We start from the raw sequence: 14,354 nt of genomic DNA, 5'->3' as shown, positions 1-14,354 counted from the left end.
CTTCAGGGCCGCATGTTCCCCACGGTGAGGCGCTTGACGATGCTGGGCTCGGGGGCCTCGGCGCCGCCCTTGCCTTCCTTGCCCACCGCCTCCACGGACTCATGCGGGGCACCGGAGATGATGAGCTTGAACTTCTCCACGGCCTCCTGGGCGTGCTGAGCCTGCTCCGGATCCAACCGGGCGATGAGCTGCCAGAAGAGGGCGGCGTGCTCGCGCTCCTCGTCCATGACGTGACGGAGGACGGCCTTGGCCTCCTCGTTGTCGGTGGCGTCGATGTGGGCGGCGTAGAGGTTGATGGCGTCCAGCTCCGCCTCGATGTTGAGCCGGATGGAGCGCGCCAGCTCGGAGTCGGTCATCTTCCGGGGCACGAGCGAATGGAACGGGTCGGTCTGCGGCATTGAGGCCCTCCGAGGCCTGGCGGCGGCGTCCAGTCCAGGGGAGGCTGGGGCCGCGAGGCGAACGCTCGGAGCATCCGCGTCCCCGGGGAGTCGGTCAACGGAATCCCTCCTGGTGCGTTGCGTGGAGCCGCCCGCCTCCGTCATGCTCCTCACATGGAGATACCCGCGCCGCTCGCCCAACTGCTCCAGGCCCTGGATGCGGGGGACCTGCCAGCCGCGCGCGCGGCCGCGGCGGCCTTCCAGCGCTCGGGACTCCACTCCACCCAGCTCGCCGCCGAGGTGCTGCACGAGCTGCGGCAGCCGCTGCTCGGCGTGAAGGCGTATGCCCAGCTGCTCGCCGAGGACCGTGGCCCCACGGGCCCCTTGCGGCTGCTCATGTCGCAGGTGGAGCGGATGGAGCAGATCGTCTCCGACTACATCCGCCTGGCGAGCGAGCGACCGGCGCCGCAGCAGCGTCTGTCGCTGGCCGCGCCCATCTGGGCCGCCGCGAGGCTCTTCAGCGTCAACCCGGACTCGGCGCGAATCTCGCTGGAGGTCGAGGCGCCCGAGGACATCTTCGCGCAGGGCAACGCGCGGCTCATCGAGCAGCTCACGCTGAACCTGCTCAACAACGCGCGCGACGCAATGTCGGGGCGCGGGCGGGTGAAGGTGGTGCTCACGCGCGAGGGCTCGGCGCCGGTGCTGTACGTGGCGGACTGGGGTCCGGGCATCCCCGACGAGCTCAAGGAGCGCATCTTCGAGCCGTACGTCACCGCCAGCAAGCGGGGCACGGGGCTGGGGTTGTCGGTGTGTCGGCGCATCGCGCAGGAGCACCACGCGCGCATCGACCTGGCGCCGCAGGGCGCGATTCGGGACGTGCCGCCGCCAGCGACGGTGTTCCGGGTGCTCTTCCCCGCGACCGAGGCGGCGCCCGGGCGGCGCAAGCGGCTGTTGGTGGTGGATGACGAGACCATCATCCGCATGGTGTTCCGCGACCTGATGAGCAAGGAGTGCGAGGTCATCGAGGCCGCGAGCGGAGAGGAGGCGCTGGACCTGCTGCGCGAGGCGCCGGTGGACCTCATCGTCACGGACAAGAACCTGCCGGGCCTGTCGGGGCTGGAGCTGGCGCAGCAGGCGCGGCGGCTGTCCGCGACGTCGCGGGTGATTTTGATGACGGGCTATCCGTCGCTGGTGACGACGCAACAGGCGCTGGAGCTGGGCGTGGTGGACTACCTGCTCAAGCCCTTCGACGACATCCGCGAGGTGCGCAACCTGCTGCGCGCGACGCTCGCGGCGCCGCCGGCCCAGCCTGGCGCGGCGACGCAGGTGAAGCGGGTGGACGTGCTCGAGGACAACCCCACCACGGCGGCGCAGATCGCCGAGGCGCTGGAGCTGGTGGGGCTGGAGGCGCGCATCCTCCCGACGTCGGAGCTCATCGCGTTGGAGCAGCCCGCGGGCGTGGTGGTGAGCTGGGACTTCTCGCCGGCGTATGGGCGCAAGGCGCTGGAGCTGGGCAAGGCGCTGGCGCAGGGCGCGCCCTTCGTGGTCCTCGCCGAGCACCTGACGATGGAGACGGCGCTGGAGTCGCTGCGCGCGGGGGCGGCGGCGTGCCTGCCGAAGTTGTTGTCCGACACCACGGCGCTCAGCCGTGAGCTGAGCCGCGCGTTCAAGAAAGGCGTCCCATGAGACTCGCGCTCCTGTCCGTCCTGTTGCTGGGTGTGGCGTGTTCCTCGGACAAGCCCCCGGTGCAGGGCGAACCGGACGCGAGCGGGCCCGTGGACTCGGGCTCGGATGCGGGAAGCGATGCGGGTTCCGACGACGATGGTGGAACGGGCGCCGATGACGGCGGCTCGACGGGAGACGGCGGCACCGGCTCGCCGGATGCGGGCTCTGGCGAGGAGGACGCGGGGAGCTGCGAGCCCCCTGCCTCGGTGCGCGAATCCCTGCTCGTCCCCGGGCTGAACAATCCGCGCAGGCTCGCGGTGGACGCGACCGACATCTACATCTCCGAGTCGCACTCGCTGCGTCCGAGCCAGACCGAGGGCAACGGGCAGATCCTCCGGGTCCCCAGGTCGGGAGGCGATGTGGCGACGGTGGCGAAGGGCTTCATTGCCCCCAACGCCATCGCCGTCAACGCGCAGTTCCTCTTCGTGTTGGACCAGACGGGACTGTGGCGCGTGGACAAGGCCACGGGCGCGCGCGGCACGGTGCCCATCGATGCCTCGGTGCCGGATGTCATCTCCAGCGGGACGGACGTCCTCCTCGGACGGTTGGCCGGGCGTGACTACGTCGTGGTGGCGACGGGAGCACGGCGGCTCGTGCGGGTGGACGCGACGGGGAGCGCCTCCTCGTCACTGGTGCTCTACGAGGGCCCCGCCGGCACCCAGGTCCGTGGTGCGCGCATCGACGGCACGGACGTGTGGTTCCTCGTGACGGGGAACACGGAGCCGGGTCTCTACCGCGTCCCGTTGGACCTGGAGACTCCAGCAGAGCGCGTGAATGCGAGCATCTCCTCGGGCACTTCGCTGGAGCTGACGCCCTCGCGCTTCCTCATCACCGAGGGAGGCGGCGGCACGGGCCGTGTCCTCGCGCTGCCGAGAGCCGGTGGCGAGGCACGCGTGCTCGCGGACGGGCTGCAGGGTCCCCTCTTCCCCGTCGAGCTGCACGGCGCCGTGTACTTCAAGGAGTCCGTGGCCGGTGACGCGGACTTCCTGCGCCGGGTGCGCGGATGCCCGGCGAACACCACGGATTCCGTGGGCCCCGTGGGCACGGGCCCCGGTGGACTCATCGTGGACGGAGACACGCTGCTCTTCACCTCACAGGAGAGCGGCACCGGGGGCGCGGTCGGCCGGGTGCCCTGACACGTCCAGGCCTCGCGTCGCTCCCAGCCGCCGCCGAGGCCCGGCGGACCACGAGCCCTGACGCGCGTCGGCCCCGCCCTCATCGTGAGCCCGTGGGCACCTGGACGCACGTCCCCTGCCCCACCAAAAGACAACGGCCCCGGTGCCTCACACGAGGCAACCGGGGCCGAGGCCGGCTCACCCACCGCCCCCCCGAGCGTGGAGCCCGGGGCGCGGAGCGTGGCTCAGTACTCCATGTCGTCGCCGCCGTAGTCCGGCATGCCGCCGCCGGCGCCGCCGGCCTTGGACTTGCCCTTCGGACGCTCGGCCACCATGGCCTCGGTGGTCAAGAGCAGCGAGGCGACGGAGGCGGCGTTCTGCAGCGCGGTGCGCTCCACCTTCGTCGGGTCGATGACGCCGGCCTTCTCCAGGTCCTCGTAGGTGTCCGTGCGGGCGTTGTAGCCGAACGCGCCCTTGCCCTCGCGCACCTTGTTGATGACCACGGCGCCCTCGACGCCCGCGTTGCTGGCGATCTTCCGCAGCGGCTCCTGGAGCGCGCGGCGGATGATCTCCACGCCGAAGTTCTGCTCACCGCCCGGCTTGAGCGCCTCCAGCGCCGCCAGCGTGCGCAGGTACGCCACGCCGCCGCCCGGGACGATGCCCTCCTCGACGGCCGCGCGGGTCGCGTGCAGCGCGTCCTCGACGCGGGCCTTCTTCTCCTTCATCTCCACTTCGGTCGCCGCGCCGACGTTGATGACGGCCACGCCGCCCACCAGCTTCGCCAGGCGCTCCTGGAGCTTCTCGCGGTCGTAGTCGCTCGTCACGGCCTCGATCTGCCCGCGGATGAGCTTGATGCGACCCTCGATCTCCTCCTTCTTGCCGTTGCCGTCGACGATGGTGGTGTTGTCCTTGTCCACCGTGATGCGCTTGGCGCGGCCCAGGTCCTTGAGCTCCAGGTTCTCGTACTTGTGACCCAGCTCCTCGCTCACCACCATGCCGCCCGTCAGCGTGGCGATGTCCTTGAGCATCTCCTTGCGACGGTCACCGAAGCCCGGCGCCTTCACCGCCGCCACGTTCAGCACGCCGCGGATCTTGTTCACCACGAGCGTGGCCAGCGCCTCGCCCTCGATGTCGTCCGCGATGATGAGCAGGGGCTTGCCGGAGCGCGCGACCTGCTCGAGGATGGGAATCATGTCCTGCATCGAGGAGATCTTCTTCTCGCTGATGAGGATGTAGGGGTCGTCGACCACGACCTCCATGCGCTCGCGGTTCGTCACGAAGTACGGCGAGACGTAGCCGCGGTCGAACTGCATGCCCTCCACGACGTCGAGCGTCGTCTCGAGGCCCTTGGCCTCCTCGACGGTGATGACGCCCTCCTTGCCCACCTTCTCCATCGCGTCCGCGATGATGGTGCCGATGGTCTCATCCCCGTTCGCGGAGATGGTGCCCACCTGGGCAATGGCCTTCTTGTCGGACGTGGGCTTGGAGATCTTCTTGAGCTCCTCCACCACCACCTCGACGGCCTTGTCGATGCCGCGCTTGAGGTCCATCGGGCTGTGGCCCGCGGCCACCAGCTTCAGGCCCTCCTCGTAGATGGCGCGCGCGAGCACCGTCGCCGTCGTCGTGCCGTCGCCCGCCTTGTCGGAGGTCTTCGACGCGACCTCCTTCACCATCTGCGCGCCCATGTTCTCGAACTTGTTCTCGAGATCGATCTCCTTGGCGACGGTGACGCCATCCTTGGTGACCGTGGGCGAGCCGAAGCTCTTCTCGATGACCACGTTGCGGCCCTTGGGACCCAGCGTCACCGCGACCGCATCCGCCAGCGTACGAACGCCGCGCAGGATGGCCTCACGGGCGGACTGGTGGAAGAAAATCTCCTTCGCTGCCATCGCAACCTCCTGAAGTTACTTGGAATTTTTGTGGGTACAACGCAGGCCGTTAGCACTCGGCCCTGGCGAGCGCCAACATAAGGGGCGGGGCAACGATGTCAACCGAGAAGGGCGGACGTGTGGGCGAGCGGACGGCCCGCCGCGTCCTGGGGACAGGGGCGGCCGGGACTACTCGGCGAAGCGCACCAGGGTCAAAAGCTGACCCATGTCCAGGGGCTTGTTGAGGGTGAGGGCCACGCCCTTGCGCAGGCCCTTCTCGGTGACGTTGCCGTCGGTGCTGGCCGTCATGAGGAGCACCGGGATGGCCTGGAACCGGGGGTCGGCCTTGAGCATCTCCGTGAAGGCGATGCCGTCCAGGTGGGGCATGATGTAGTCCGTGATGACCATGCCCACCTCGTTGCGCTCCATGATGTCGAGCGCCTGGAGGGCGTCGGACGCCGAGTACACGGTGTACCCATGCATCTCCAGGAAGCGAGAGAGCAAGGTGCACAGCTCGAGATCGTCGTCGACGACAAGGATGTTCACAGGACGGAATGCCGCACCAACAGGGCGCTGAACCGTAACAGCCGCCCCTGTCGTTGACAACGCACAGCGGGCCTTCTTATGAGCCGGGCCATGGAGAAGCGGACCGGGAAGGCATCGGGGTCGGGGGACCCGAGGGTGCGGTTGGAGGCGGTGGCGGACGCCTTCGAGGCGGGCGATTTCGAGGGCGCCCTGGGACAGGTGGAGGGTCTGCTTTCGGACGCGCCGGAGCTGCCGGAGGCCCTGCACTACCGGGCCGCGGCCCTCGCGGAGCTGGGGCGCCTGGAGGAAGCCGGTCGCGCCTTCGGCCTGGCGCTGAAGGCCGCCCCCGAGGACCTGGAAATCCTGCTGGGCGCCGCGGACTGCCTGGTGTGCCGGGCGGGCGAGGACCGCGAGGCGGTGGAGGAGGGCCTGGAGCTGTGCGCGCGGGGCAAGCGCCTGGCGCAGCGCGAGCAGGACGTGGAGATGCTCTACGAGTTCCTGCTGCTGGAGGGCATGGGGCTCAACCAGATGGGCGAGTGCGAGCAGGCCCTGGTGAGCCTGGACGCGGCGCTCGGGCACATGCCGCGCTCGGTGGACGCGAGGCTGGAGCGGGGCATCGCCCTGTTCGAGCTGTGCCGCTTCGACGACGCGCGCGTCGCCTTCGAGGCGGTGCTCAAGGACATGCCGGACGAGCCGTGGGCGCACCACTACCTGGGGCTGATGGCGGAGCGGCGCGGGGACGAGAAGGAGGCGAAGAAGCGCTTCGCGCGGGCGCAGGCGCTGGTGCCCGAGGAGTTCCCTCCCCCGGTGGCGCTGGGCGAGGCGGAGTTCGACCGCGCGGTGGAGGACGCGGTGAAGGCGCTGCCCCAGCACGCCAAGCAGTACCTGGACAACGTCACCATCGCGGTGGAGGACATCCCGTCGGACGAGGACCTGTTGGGGCAGGACCCTCCCCTGTCACCGAGCATCCTCGGCGTGTTCCGTGGGACGCCCGTGGGCGAGCGCAGCGTGACGAGCGCGTATGACCACCTCACCGCGTCCATCGTGCTCTACCAGAAGAACCTGGAGCGCTTCGCGAAGACGCGCGAGGAGCTCATCGAGCAGATTGGAATCACGGTGATGCACGAGGTCGGTCACCTCATGGGGTTGGACGAGGACGACCTGTGGCAGCGGGGGCTGGACTGACGGTGGCCGAGCGCGGCTGCTTCATGGCGGCGAGCGTCTGGCGGATTCCCTCGGCGTAGGGCGTCTTGGGGAGGTCCCCGAGCAGGTGGCGCAGCTCCGAGTCGTCCATGAGCACGGGGGTGGTGAGCAGGTAGTGCATCTCCACCAGCTCGCGCATGAACGGGTCGAACAGGCCGATGAAGCGCAGCATCCCCTTCCCCATCGTGAGGACCTTGGCGGGGCGGCCGAGCTGTCGGTACGTCTCTTCGATCATCTGTCGCTGGGTGGTGGCGCCGGCGCCGGCGAGGTTCCAGGAGCGGCCGTAGGCGCGGGGCTCGTCCATGAGTTTGAGGACGATGGGGCCCACGTCGGGGACGAAGATGAACTCGTGGGGCCGGTCGATGGGGCCGATGAGCTGGGCGCGCTTGCCGGCGAGGGCGGCGACGAAGGCGCGGTGGAGGAAGCTACGCTCGACGTGGGGGCCGTAGAAGTCGGGCAGGCGGAGGATGGTGGCCTGGATGCGGCCGGCGGAGTGCTCGGCGAGGAGGAGGTCCTCCTGTTCCTTGCGCATGCGGCCCTTGAAGGAGTTTGGCTCGCGCGGGTGGTCGTCGCGCACGGGCGTGGTGCGAGGCAGGCCGTAGGGATAGACGGTGCCGATGAGGACCACGTGCTTGACGCCCTCGGCGATGGCGCCGTCGAGCGTCTTTCGCATGACCTGCGGATGCAGGTGGAACTGCCAGTAATTGACGCCCACCATGTAGATGAGGGTGTCCACGCCCCGGGCGGCGTCCCTGACGGAGGCCGGGTCATCCGGGTTCCAAGTGACGACTTCGGCGAGCGGGTCCGCGCCGAACTCGGACTCGAGTGAGCTCCTGGAGCGGCCGACCACCCGGTAGGCCCGTCCCTCGGCCTTCAACGCGTTGGCCACGCTCTGGCCGATGACTCCGGACGCTCCGAACAACGCCACCTTGCCTGCCATGTCGGACTCCCTTGCGCGAACAGCGAAGATTTTGTGAACACCGTTCACTGAACGCCGTTCATTTAATGGTGGTCGTTCGGGAGGTCAAGTCCTAGGGTGATGGGTATGGGGATTTCGGAGCGGAAGGAGCGCCAGCGGGCGGAGTTGCGGGAGCACATCCTGCGGGTGGCGCGAGAGATGGTGGTGAAGGAGGGGTTCGCGGCGCTGTCGATGCGCAAGCTGGCGGACGCCGTGGAGTACGCGCCGGCGACGCTGTACCTGCACTTCGAGAACCGGGAGGCGATTGCCCGGGAACTGTGCATCCGGGGGTTCGAGGAGTTCCTGGCTAGGTTGGAGCCCGCGGCGGTGGAGCCCGAGCCGTTGGCGCGGCTGAAGGTGATGGCGGCGGCCTATGTGGCGTTCGGATTGGAGCATCCGGAGACCTACCGGCTCATCTTCATGGAAGACCCCAAGCTGTCGGCGGAGCTCTTCCAGGGCACGCAGGATGGAGCGGGGCCGCGCTCATTCGGGTTGTTGGCGAGCGTGTTCGTGGATCTACAGACCGCGGGGAGGCTGGCGCCGGAGGCCCAGCCCGCGAGGCTCGCGGAGATGCTGTGGGCCGGGCTGCACGGGATTGTGAGCCTCAAGCTCACGTGCGCCGCGTTCAAGGAGACGACGGCGGAGATGCTGCGGGACACGCTGCTGGAGACACTGGTGCACGGGCTGCCGGGGCTGAAGCCGGCGCGAGGTGCACGGGCGCGTTGACGGGTGAGGGGGTGGCCGGCACTAATCGGAGGCGGTAGGGCCTCCGGACCTGGTGGCCGGCCCGGTCTTCAAAACCGGTGAGGGGCATGGAGACATGTCCCTGGGAGGTTCGATTCCTCTGTCCTACCGCCACCACCCGGAAGACTTGGAACCCCACCGCACGAGCAGGAGCCCGCCCTTTCGCCGGGCTCGATTGGGGCCAAAGGAAGCCGCCCGCGTTCCTGTGCTCGCACGTGCACCGCGCCCATCATCTCCCGCGCAGCCGCGCTCTTAAAAACCTTCAAGCCGGCCAGCGTCGCGCCACGCTCTGCATTCAACGACGTTGGCACTGAGGAGCAGAAGCACGAGTTGCTCCATCCAGCGCTCGCCGGAGAGAGGAGCGCTTCGCTTGAGCTGAGCGATCCGTGCGCGGGCTCGGACCTCGCGCACCTGCGCACCACCACGAGCCGAGACGGGGACAACTCCGTCATCCGTCCTCTCCTAAGTAGGTCGCCACAAGTTCCGAGACAAATGCAGGGACCTTGCCCGTTCCCGCTCCGCCGCGGATTCGCTCAGGAACATTTGGCGACCTACTTAGTGCGAGCGACCCAAGCACAGGCGGAAAGTGGGCCCGCGCAGGTCCCGGAACAATGACGCTCGCCCATCGGATGTTCTGCTAGGCTTCAACCACCTGTGCGATGCCACCCGGGGGCAGTAGCGCTCGCCAGGGCATGGGGAGGTTGCGTGCTTCAGCAGAGTTTTAGGGGGACCGTGGTCGCGACGTTGCTCGCGGCCGTGGCGGTGGCGTGTACCCAGGGGCCGAAGGAGGGAGTTCCCAAGGCCGCCCCTACCCCGCCTCCGGACGAGCGTGCGGTGGCAACACAGCAGGCCTCGCTCAGCACGCCGCAGACTCCTGTGCTGGTGCGGACGAGCGCAACCCAGACGGCGCTCACGGATGGCCGAGTCCTGCTCGCGGGCGGCACCACGAATGGCAGTACGGGCGGCACCCGACACGCGGAGGTGTTCACCTATGCGTCGCCGAACACGACATGGCAGGCCACGGGCCAGCTGAATGTGGGCCGCTACGACCACGCCGCCACGCGCCTGCAGGATGGGCGCGTACTGGTATCGGGCGGCATCACCACGAATGGCGACTGGACGAGCGCGGAACTCTACAACCCCACCTCCGGGCAGTGGACCACCGTCGCGGCGATGAGCACGGCCCGGGCGCGGCATACGCAGACACTGCTGGGCAATGGAAAGGTACTGGTCGTCGGAGGAGTCAACCCCACCACGACACAGGGGCTCGCTTCTGCCGAGATCTTCGACCCAGCGACCGGGACGTGGACGACCACCACTCAGCCTTCCTTCACCTACTCCAGCCACTCGGCCACGCTGCTGCCGGACGGTCGGGTGCTGTTGCTAGGCAACCGCAAGGAGCATGAGCTGTACAACCCCAGCACCAACACCTGGGCGCGCACGGCCAACAGCCTCGTGACGATCTCTGCCGGCCACACCGCCACCTTGCGTACCAGTCCCAACGTCGACGTGCTGGTGGTGGGCGCCACCTGGAACAACGGGGTAGTGGCCCCTTTTGGCCACCTGTATCAGCCGGCAACCAACGTGTGGCTCCAAACGTACCCCCCGAACGTGCCTCGCAAGGGGCACCAGGCCGTGAAGCTGGGCAATGGCGCTGTGCGAATCGTGGGCGGAGTGCATCCCACCCTGGGCACGCCGATTGCCCTGGTGGAGCGGTACAGCATCTCGAATGGCACCTATTACACGGAGCCGCTGCTCGGCCAAGCGCGCCGGGATGTCCAGGCGACCCTCGTGGGCACCTCGGACCCCATGCTCGTCGGCGGCGGATGGACGACGCCGACCGATGGGGGAACGCCGGCACGACTCGCGCCCGAACTCTACTCGGGCTGCGCGGCCAAGACAGCATGCGCCGCCGGCCAGTGCGGAAACATTTCCGACACGTGTGGCGGCAGAATCGACTGCGGGACGAACTGTCCCTCTGGGCAAATCTGCAACGGGGGGACGAATCAGTGCCAGCAGCAATGCGCCCCGACCGATCCATGCGGGCAAGGCCGCTGTGGCATCCAGCCCGCGGATACATGCGGCACGACGACGGTCGACTGTGGCCCTTGCACCCTGAACTGCCCGCCGGGCAAGGTCGAGTGCTGTGGCGCGTGCTTCTTCGATTGGAACTGCGATTCGATTTGCTGAAGGCCGGGTGAGCGGCCTCGCCGCGTCAACCTTCGCCGCAGCGGGCCTGCGCAGCTCTCTCTGACAGCAGGGCTTGGTTGAGTCCATCCTCCGGCGTGATCTGCTCGGGGGATGACCTCACGGGTCACGGGAACTTGCTTGAAGCGCTCATCCAACATTCGCTTGCAATTGGCAAACCCCAATGTGCAAGGCTCTCTCCCGGTGTAGATGCGCGTTACCTCTTTACCCCAGCGGCTGTCTGCACCGCCTATGTTGCCCGAGGGACTCCACACAGTGTGCGGGAGATCCACGAACCCGACGCAACTCCACCCGGCAGTCCTCCTGCCTGTCTGCGCACTCGCGCTCAGTGCCAGATCCCCCCGTACGGACTGTCTCACTCATCTCGACGGAGAGGTCCGTACCCAGGTGGGACCATGTCGCCCTCGATGTCGGTCATCTGCCCCAGCTCATACTCGCCGAACAAAGAGAACCTCAGCACCGAGTCCAACCCAGGGAGAATGTAATACACAAGCCACTGGTTGCTCAGTGCCATCCACCTACCATCCTCTGACACGAAGTAAATCGCGTCATCTCCAAACGAAACCGGACAGGCAGACTCCGTGAAGTACCGCCTGACGTACGGCAGAAGGTCCACCTCCATTTGGTCAAGGGCGTACTCCGCATTAAACCGAAGCGTCCTTTCATCCTTGGAGCGCAGGGTCAACCCGCCGAGGGACCTGAGAACGCGTTCGGCGACAGGATGGATGGTGACACCCTCGCGCAACAGAGCCGCTCGTGCATCCCCCACCGGGACGTTGCGTTCTGGTGTCCAGCCCGCAGCTCGCAAGATCACCATGACATCCTCACCAGGGTTTTCGACCACCCCTGTCATTGCTTCACCTGTCCAGTCTCTTTCATTGTCTCCTTCAAACCACGACCGCTCAATCGCGCTTCCGGTAAACACAGCATAGCGGAGCACCGGCACGACGCGCACCGGAACCACGGCCCCTCTTTTTTGGCGACGCGTCGCTTGGCGAATCCTTCGCATTTGCCTTCTCAAAACCTCCCGACAAACACCGCCCATCGAAATCCTCGGACATGCCTCCTTACGTGTGGCGACAACCATTTCCCAGAAGGCCCCACCCTGCAACCTCAATCGATGATTCGTGGATCAGATCCGTATCCGGGCGGAACCATGTCACCTTCGAGGCTGGTCATCCGTCCTAGTTCATTCTCGACGAACAAAGCGAACCTCAGCACCGCGTCCAGCCCAGGAAGAATGTAGTACACAGTCCACTGATCGTGCAGCGCCATCCACCTCCCACTCTCTGACACAAAGAAAATCATGTCGTTTCCAAACATAACCGGACAGGCGGACTCCGCGAAGTACCGCCTGACGTACGACAGAAGCTCCATTTCCATTTGATTGATGGCGTTCATCGCATCAAACTCGAGCGACCTATGATCGCTTGAGCATAGGGTCAACCCTCCAAGGGACCTGAGAACACGTTCGGCTGCAGGGTGGATGGCAATACCCAAGCGCAACAGAACCGTTCGTGCCTCCCCGACCTGAACGTCGCGTTCCGGCGTCCAACCTGCCGCTCGCAGGATCACCATCACCTCCTCGCCAGGGCTCCCGATCACTCCTGGCATCGCTTCACCTCTTCAGCCCCTTGCTTTGTTTTAAAGAGTTGTTTCCGGCCTGAATCCGCAATTGCCTGGGGCACTATGGGCTCGTTCAGCTTGAGTGTATCGGGAATTCCAGGAGGAAGTGTCGTGGTGGGGCACCATGTCGAATTCAGACCATATACCGCAGTGAAATTCTCGCACATGGACTTAAAGAAGAGGCCAGTTCTCGCCGAATTTTTTGCGGTCAGCACAACAGCCAAAGCAGTTCCGCGTCGTGTGGTTCGTATCGAGGACGCCCCATCAACGACTATCGACAGGGCGAATCACGCCAAATGTCCCCAACCACAGCCTCCATGTGGTTACAGAATGTAAAAAAAGCAACGTCAAACTCCCTCTGCCGCCCCTTGGCCTCACCAGCAATCTCCCTCAGGGCAATCTTATCAACCGGCTCTACACGAAGAGCCTGCTCCCAGCGCAGCGCAATCTGTACAGGGAAACACACATCACCGAGCTGGCGATACCGCGCGCGATACAACTCCACCCTCTCAGAAGCAAGCCTGCGCTCATCCTCAATATCCATGGCTCATCTACTTCGGCACCAATCCCATTGTTGCTGCATCAGAAATACTAAATACAACGTTGCCACCCCAATAGAAGGTCGTCTTTTCAAACAACCCTCGATTGTCATGCACCTGTCGCAACTCCCACTCGGCTATCAGGGTCTCACCCTCGAGCCCTGCCGGGCTCGGGTGCATCGCGCGGCGTGTTCAGGAGCGCGGCCACACCCGGTTGAGCCCGTCATATGACGAAAGCCGGCCTCATTACGCACCAATCCCATCGAGCAACCGCCGCGTAGCGCTAAGATTGAACAACACTCCAACATGCTTTCGGTCGGTTGGACAATGTATCCCGGGATGCACAGACGCTGCATTCGCAACCTCAAGACTATCTGCGACAATCAAAATCGCCCCACACTTTGGGCACAGCAGGCGTTCACCAGCGCCAACGCAGGCTAGGGCACGACGGATATCACCATCGTAAACTTGGCCACTCATTCCGATCTCCCGTAAGCAAACTAGGTGCATTCCCCCTGTGGAAGGTGAAAGTAGCTCTCAGTAACCCTCTGCCAGATTCTGATGCGTCCCTCGAGCGAGGAGCCGGCCCCCGGAGCAAAAACCGGCCAATGAGGGGACCACCGACGCCGCGCCGCGCAGCCGCGCCGCATCCGTTCCGTGGGCGCCTTCCCGGACCGCGCCAGTGCCCGGCGCCTCATCACCGCCGTCGACCTCGAAGTCACAGGCGTCTGGGATGACCGGCGCTACCTCGACATGTCTCTGCTGAAATCAACCCCTGACACTGCCGCTGCTTGATGCCGCCAAGGAGCCTCCCTCCCCCGCCCCCTCCGAACCAACTACACACGATTCGGGACTTGCCCCCCCCCGCCCGGACTGTCTCATTTATCTCGGAGGAGAGGTCCAAACCCCGGCGGAACCATGTCGCCCTCAATCCCGGTCATCTGTCCCGGCTCATACTGGAGAAACAATGCGAACCTCAGAACCGCGTCCAAGCCAGGAAGCAAGTAATACACAGTCCACTGGTCGTGCAGTGCCATCCACCTACCATCCTCTGACACGAAGTAAATCGCGTCATTTCCAAGAGCAACCGGACAGGCAGCCTCCGTGAAGCACCGCCTGACGTACGGCAGAAGGTCCGCCTCCATTTGATCAAGGGCGTACTCCGCATCAAACCGGAGCTGCCTCTTATCCTTGGAGTACAGGGTCAACCCGCTGAAGGACCTGAGAACGCGTTCGGCTGCAGGGTGGATGGTGATACCCACACGCGACAGAGCCGTTCGTGCGTCATCAACCGGGACGTCGCGTTCCGGTGTCCAGCCCGCCGCTCGCAGGATCACCATCACCTCCTCGCCAGGGCTTCCGATCACTCCTGGCATCGCTTCACCTCTTCAGCCCCTTGCTTTGTTTTAAAGAGTTGTTTCCGGCCTGAATCCCCAATGCCTGGGGCACTATGAGCTCGCTTAGAG

Annotated in this window: 12 protein-coding genes, 1 tRNA gene and 2 pseudogenes; 7 read left to right on the top strand and 8 right to left on the bottom strand. The window is 66.1% G+C overall.

The window, feature by feature from the left end; all coding sequences use genetic code 11:
- Nucleotides 1-2: 2 nt before the first annotated feature.
- Entirely contained in the window at nt 3-398 is a 396-nt protein-coding gene (locus K8625_RS39485) for a demethoxyubiquinone hydroxylase family protein (protein ID WP_046714599.1), read from the bottom strand.
- A gap of 153 nt (nt 399-551) precedes the next feature.
- On the opposite strand from K8625_RS39485, the gene sinK reads away from it, so the two are divergent.
- Together sinK and sinM are read left to right on the top strand one after the other, a co-directional pair.
- Entirely contained in the window at nt 552-2,063 is a 1,512-nt protein-coding gene (gene sinK / locus K8625_RS39480; protein ID WP_170300461.1) for a hybrid histidine protein kinase/response regulator SinK, read from the top strand.
- Nucleotides 2,060-3,238 (top strand): signal integration modulator SinM, encoded by a 1,179-nt coding sequence (sinM, locus tag K8625_RS39475; RefSeq protein WP_223785618.1) that lies wholly within the window; start codon nt 2,060-2,062, stop codon nt 3,236-3,238. The genes sinK and sinM overlap by 4 nt, the downstream gene beginning before the upstream one ends.
- A 224-nt stretch (nt 3,239-3,462) precedes the next feature.
- Here the strand turns inward: sinM and groL are convergent, their stop codons facing one another.
- Together groL and K8625_RS39465 are read right to left on the bottom strand one after the other, a co-directional pair.
- Nucleotides 3,463-5,106, bottom strand: coding sequence for a chaperonin GroEL (gene groL / locus K8625_RS39470; RefSeq protein ID WP_223785617.1), 1,644 nt, complete (start codon nt 5,104-5,106; stop codon nt 3,463-3,465).
- 168 nt (nt 5,107-5,274) lie between these two features.
- Nucleotides 5,275-5,631 carry a response regulator gene (locus K8625_RS39465; RefSeq protein WP_074955215.1) on the bottom strand — a complete coding sequence of 119 codons (357 nt, stop codon included), beginning with the start codon at nt 5,629-5,631 and terminating at the stop codon, nt 5,275-5,277.
- Between the two features lie 90 nt (nt 5,632-5,721).
- On the opposite strand from K8625_RS39465, the gene K8625_RS39460 reads away from it, so the two are divergent.
- Nucleotides 5,722-6,795, top strand: coding sequence for a metallopeptidase family protein (locus K8625_RS39460; RefSeq protein ID WP_223785616.1), 1,074 nt, complete (start codon nt 5,722-5,724; stop codon nt 6,793-6,795).
- Here K8625_RS39460 and K8625_RS39455 read toward each other — a convergent pair.
- Nucleotides 6,749-7,753 (bottom strand): SDR family oxidoreductase, encoded by a 1,005-nt coding sequence (locus K8625_RS39455; protein WP_223785615.1) that lies wholly within the window; start codon nt 7,751-7,753, stop codon nt 6,749-6,751. The two genes, K8625_RS39460 and K8625_RS39455, sit on opposite strands and share 47 nt — an antisense overlap.
- Before the next feature lie 99 nt (nt 7,754-7,852).
- Here K8625_RS39455 and K8625_RS39450 point away from each other — a divergent pair, with 99 nt between their 5' ends.
- The 3 genes from K8625_RS39450 to K8625_RS39440 all read left to right on the top strand — a co-directional run bounded on the left by K8625_RS39450 (nt 7,853) and on the right by K8625_RS39440 (nt 10,705).
- Complete coding sequence (locus K8625_RS39450) at nt 7,853-8,497, top strand: TetR/AcrR family transcriptional regulator (RefSeq protein WP_223785614.1); 645 nt, start codon at nt 7,853-7,855, stop codon at nt 8,495-8,497.
- A 33-nt stretch (nt 8,498-8,530) separates the two neighbouring features.
- A tRNA-Sec gene (locus K8625_RS39445) sits at nt 8,531-8,629 on the top strand.
- 591 nt (nt 8,630-9,220) lie between these two features.
- The gene (locus tag K8625_RS39440; protein ID WP_223785613.1) at nt 9,221-10,705 is read left to right on the top strand and encodes a kelch repeat-containing protein; all 1,485 of its coding nucleotides are present in this window, start codon (nt 9,221-9,223) and stop codon (nt 10,703-10,705) included.
- 110 nt (nt 10,706-10,815) lie between these two features.
- Here K8625_RS39440 and K8625_RS44710 read toward each other — a convergent pair.
- The 3 genes and pseudogenes from K8625_RS44710 to K8625_RS39425 form a co-directional block, all read right to left on the bottom strand.
- A pseudogene (locus K8625_RS44710) lies at nt 10,816-10,977 on the bottom strand (nucleic acid/nucleotide deaminase domain-containing protein); the annotation flags it as partial.
- Nucleotides 10,978-11,078: 101 nt separating this feature from the next.
- Nucleotides 11,079-11,687 carry an SUKH-3 domain-containing protein gene (locus K8625_RS39430; protein WP_223785612.1) on the bottom strand — a complete coding sequence of 203 codons (609 nt, stop codon included), beginning with the start codon at nt 11,685-11,687 and terminating at the stop codon, nt 11,079-11,081.
- Nucleotides 11,688-11,836: 149 nt separating this feature from the next.
- A complete protein-coding gene (locus tag K8625_RS39425) occupies nt 11,837-12,337 on the bottom strand; it encodes an SUKH-3 domain-containing protein (protein WP_223785611.1) in 501 nt (166 codons plus the stop codon).
- Between the two features lie 1,193 nt (nt 12,338-13,530).
- Between K8625_RS39425 and K8625_RS39420 the strand changes: the two are divergent.
- Nucleotides 13,531-13,683, top strand: a pseudogene (locus K8625_RS39420) (IS256 family transposase); the annotation flags it as partial.
- Nucleotides 13,684-13,766: 83 nt separating this feature from the next.
- Here the strand turns inward: K8625_RS39420 and K8625_RS39415 are convergent.
- Nucleotides 13,767-14,264, bottom strand: coding sequence for an SUKH-3 domain-containing protein (locus tag K8625_RS39415; RefSeq protein ID WP_223785610.1), 498 nt, complete (start codon nt 14,262-14,264; stop codon nt 13,767-13,769).
- Nucleotides 14,265-14,354 lie beyond the last annotated feature (90 nt).

It is taken from the genome of Myxococcus sp. AS-1-15 (assembly GCF_020037055.1).
Classification (GTDB): domain Bacteria; phylum Myxococcota; class Myxococcia; order Myxococcales; family Myxococcaceae; genus Myxococcus; species Myxococcus fulvus.
The sequence above is the reverse complement of the archived record's forward strand: the minus strand, read 5'-3'. Positions and strand labels throughout refer to the sequence as shown.

Excerpts from the sequence above, each read along its gene's own strand:
- K8625_RS39485 (WP_046714599.1), bottom strand. The coding sequence starts at position 398 with ATGCCGCAGACCGACCCGTTCCATTCGCTCGTGCCCCGGAAGATGACC.
- sinK (WP_170300461.1), top strand. The coding sequence starts at position 552 with ATGGAGATACCCGCGCCGCTCGCCCAACTGCTCCAGGCCCTGGATGCG.
- sinM (WP_223785618.1), top strand. The coding sequence starts at position 2,060 with ATGAGACTCGCGCTCCTGTCCGTCCTGTTGCTGGGTGTGGCGTGTTCC.
- groL (WP_223785617.1), bottom strand. The coding sequence starts at position 5,106 with ATGGCAGCGAAGGAGATTTTCTTCCACCAGTCCGCCCGTGAGGCCATC.
- K8625_RS39460 (WP_223785616.1), top strand. The coding sequence starts at position 5,722 with ATGGAGAAGCGGACCGGGAAGGCATCGGGGTCGGGGGACCCGAGGGTG.
- K8625_RS39455 (WP_223785615.1), bottom strand. The coding sequence starts at position 7,753 with ATGGCAGGCAAGGTGGCGTTGTTCGGAGCGTCCGGAGTCATCGGCCAG.
- K8625_RS39450 (WP_223785614.1), top strand. The coding sequence starts at position 7,853 with ATGGGTATGGGGATTTCGGAGCGGAAGGAGCGCCAGCGGGCGGAGTTG.
- K8625_RS39425 (WP_223785611.1), bottom strand. The coding sequence starts at position 12,337 with ATGCCAGGAGTGATCGGGAGCCCTGGCGAGGAGGTGATGGTGATCCTG.
- K8625_RS39415 (WP_223785610.1), bottom strand. The coding sequence starts at position 14,264 with ATGCCAGGAGTGATCGGAAGCCCTGGCGAGGAGGTGATGGTGATCCTG.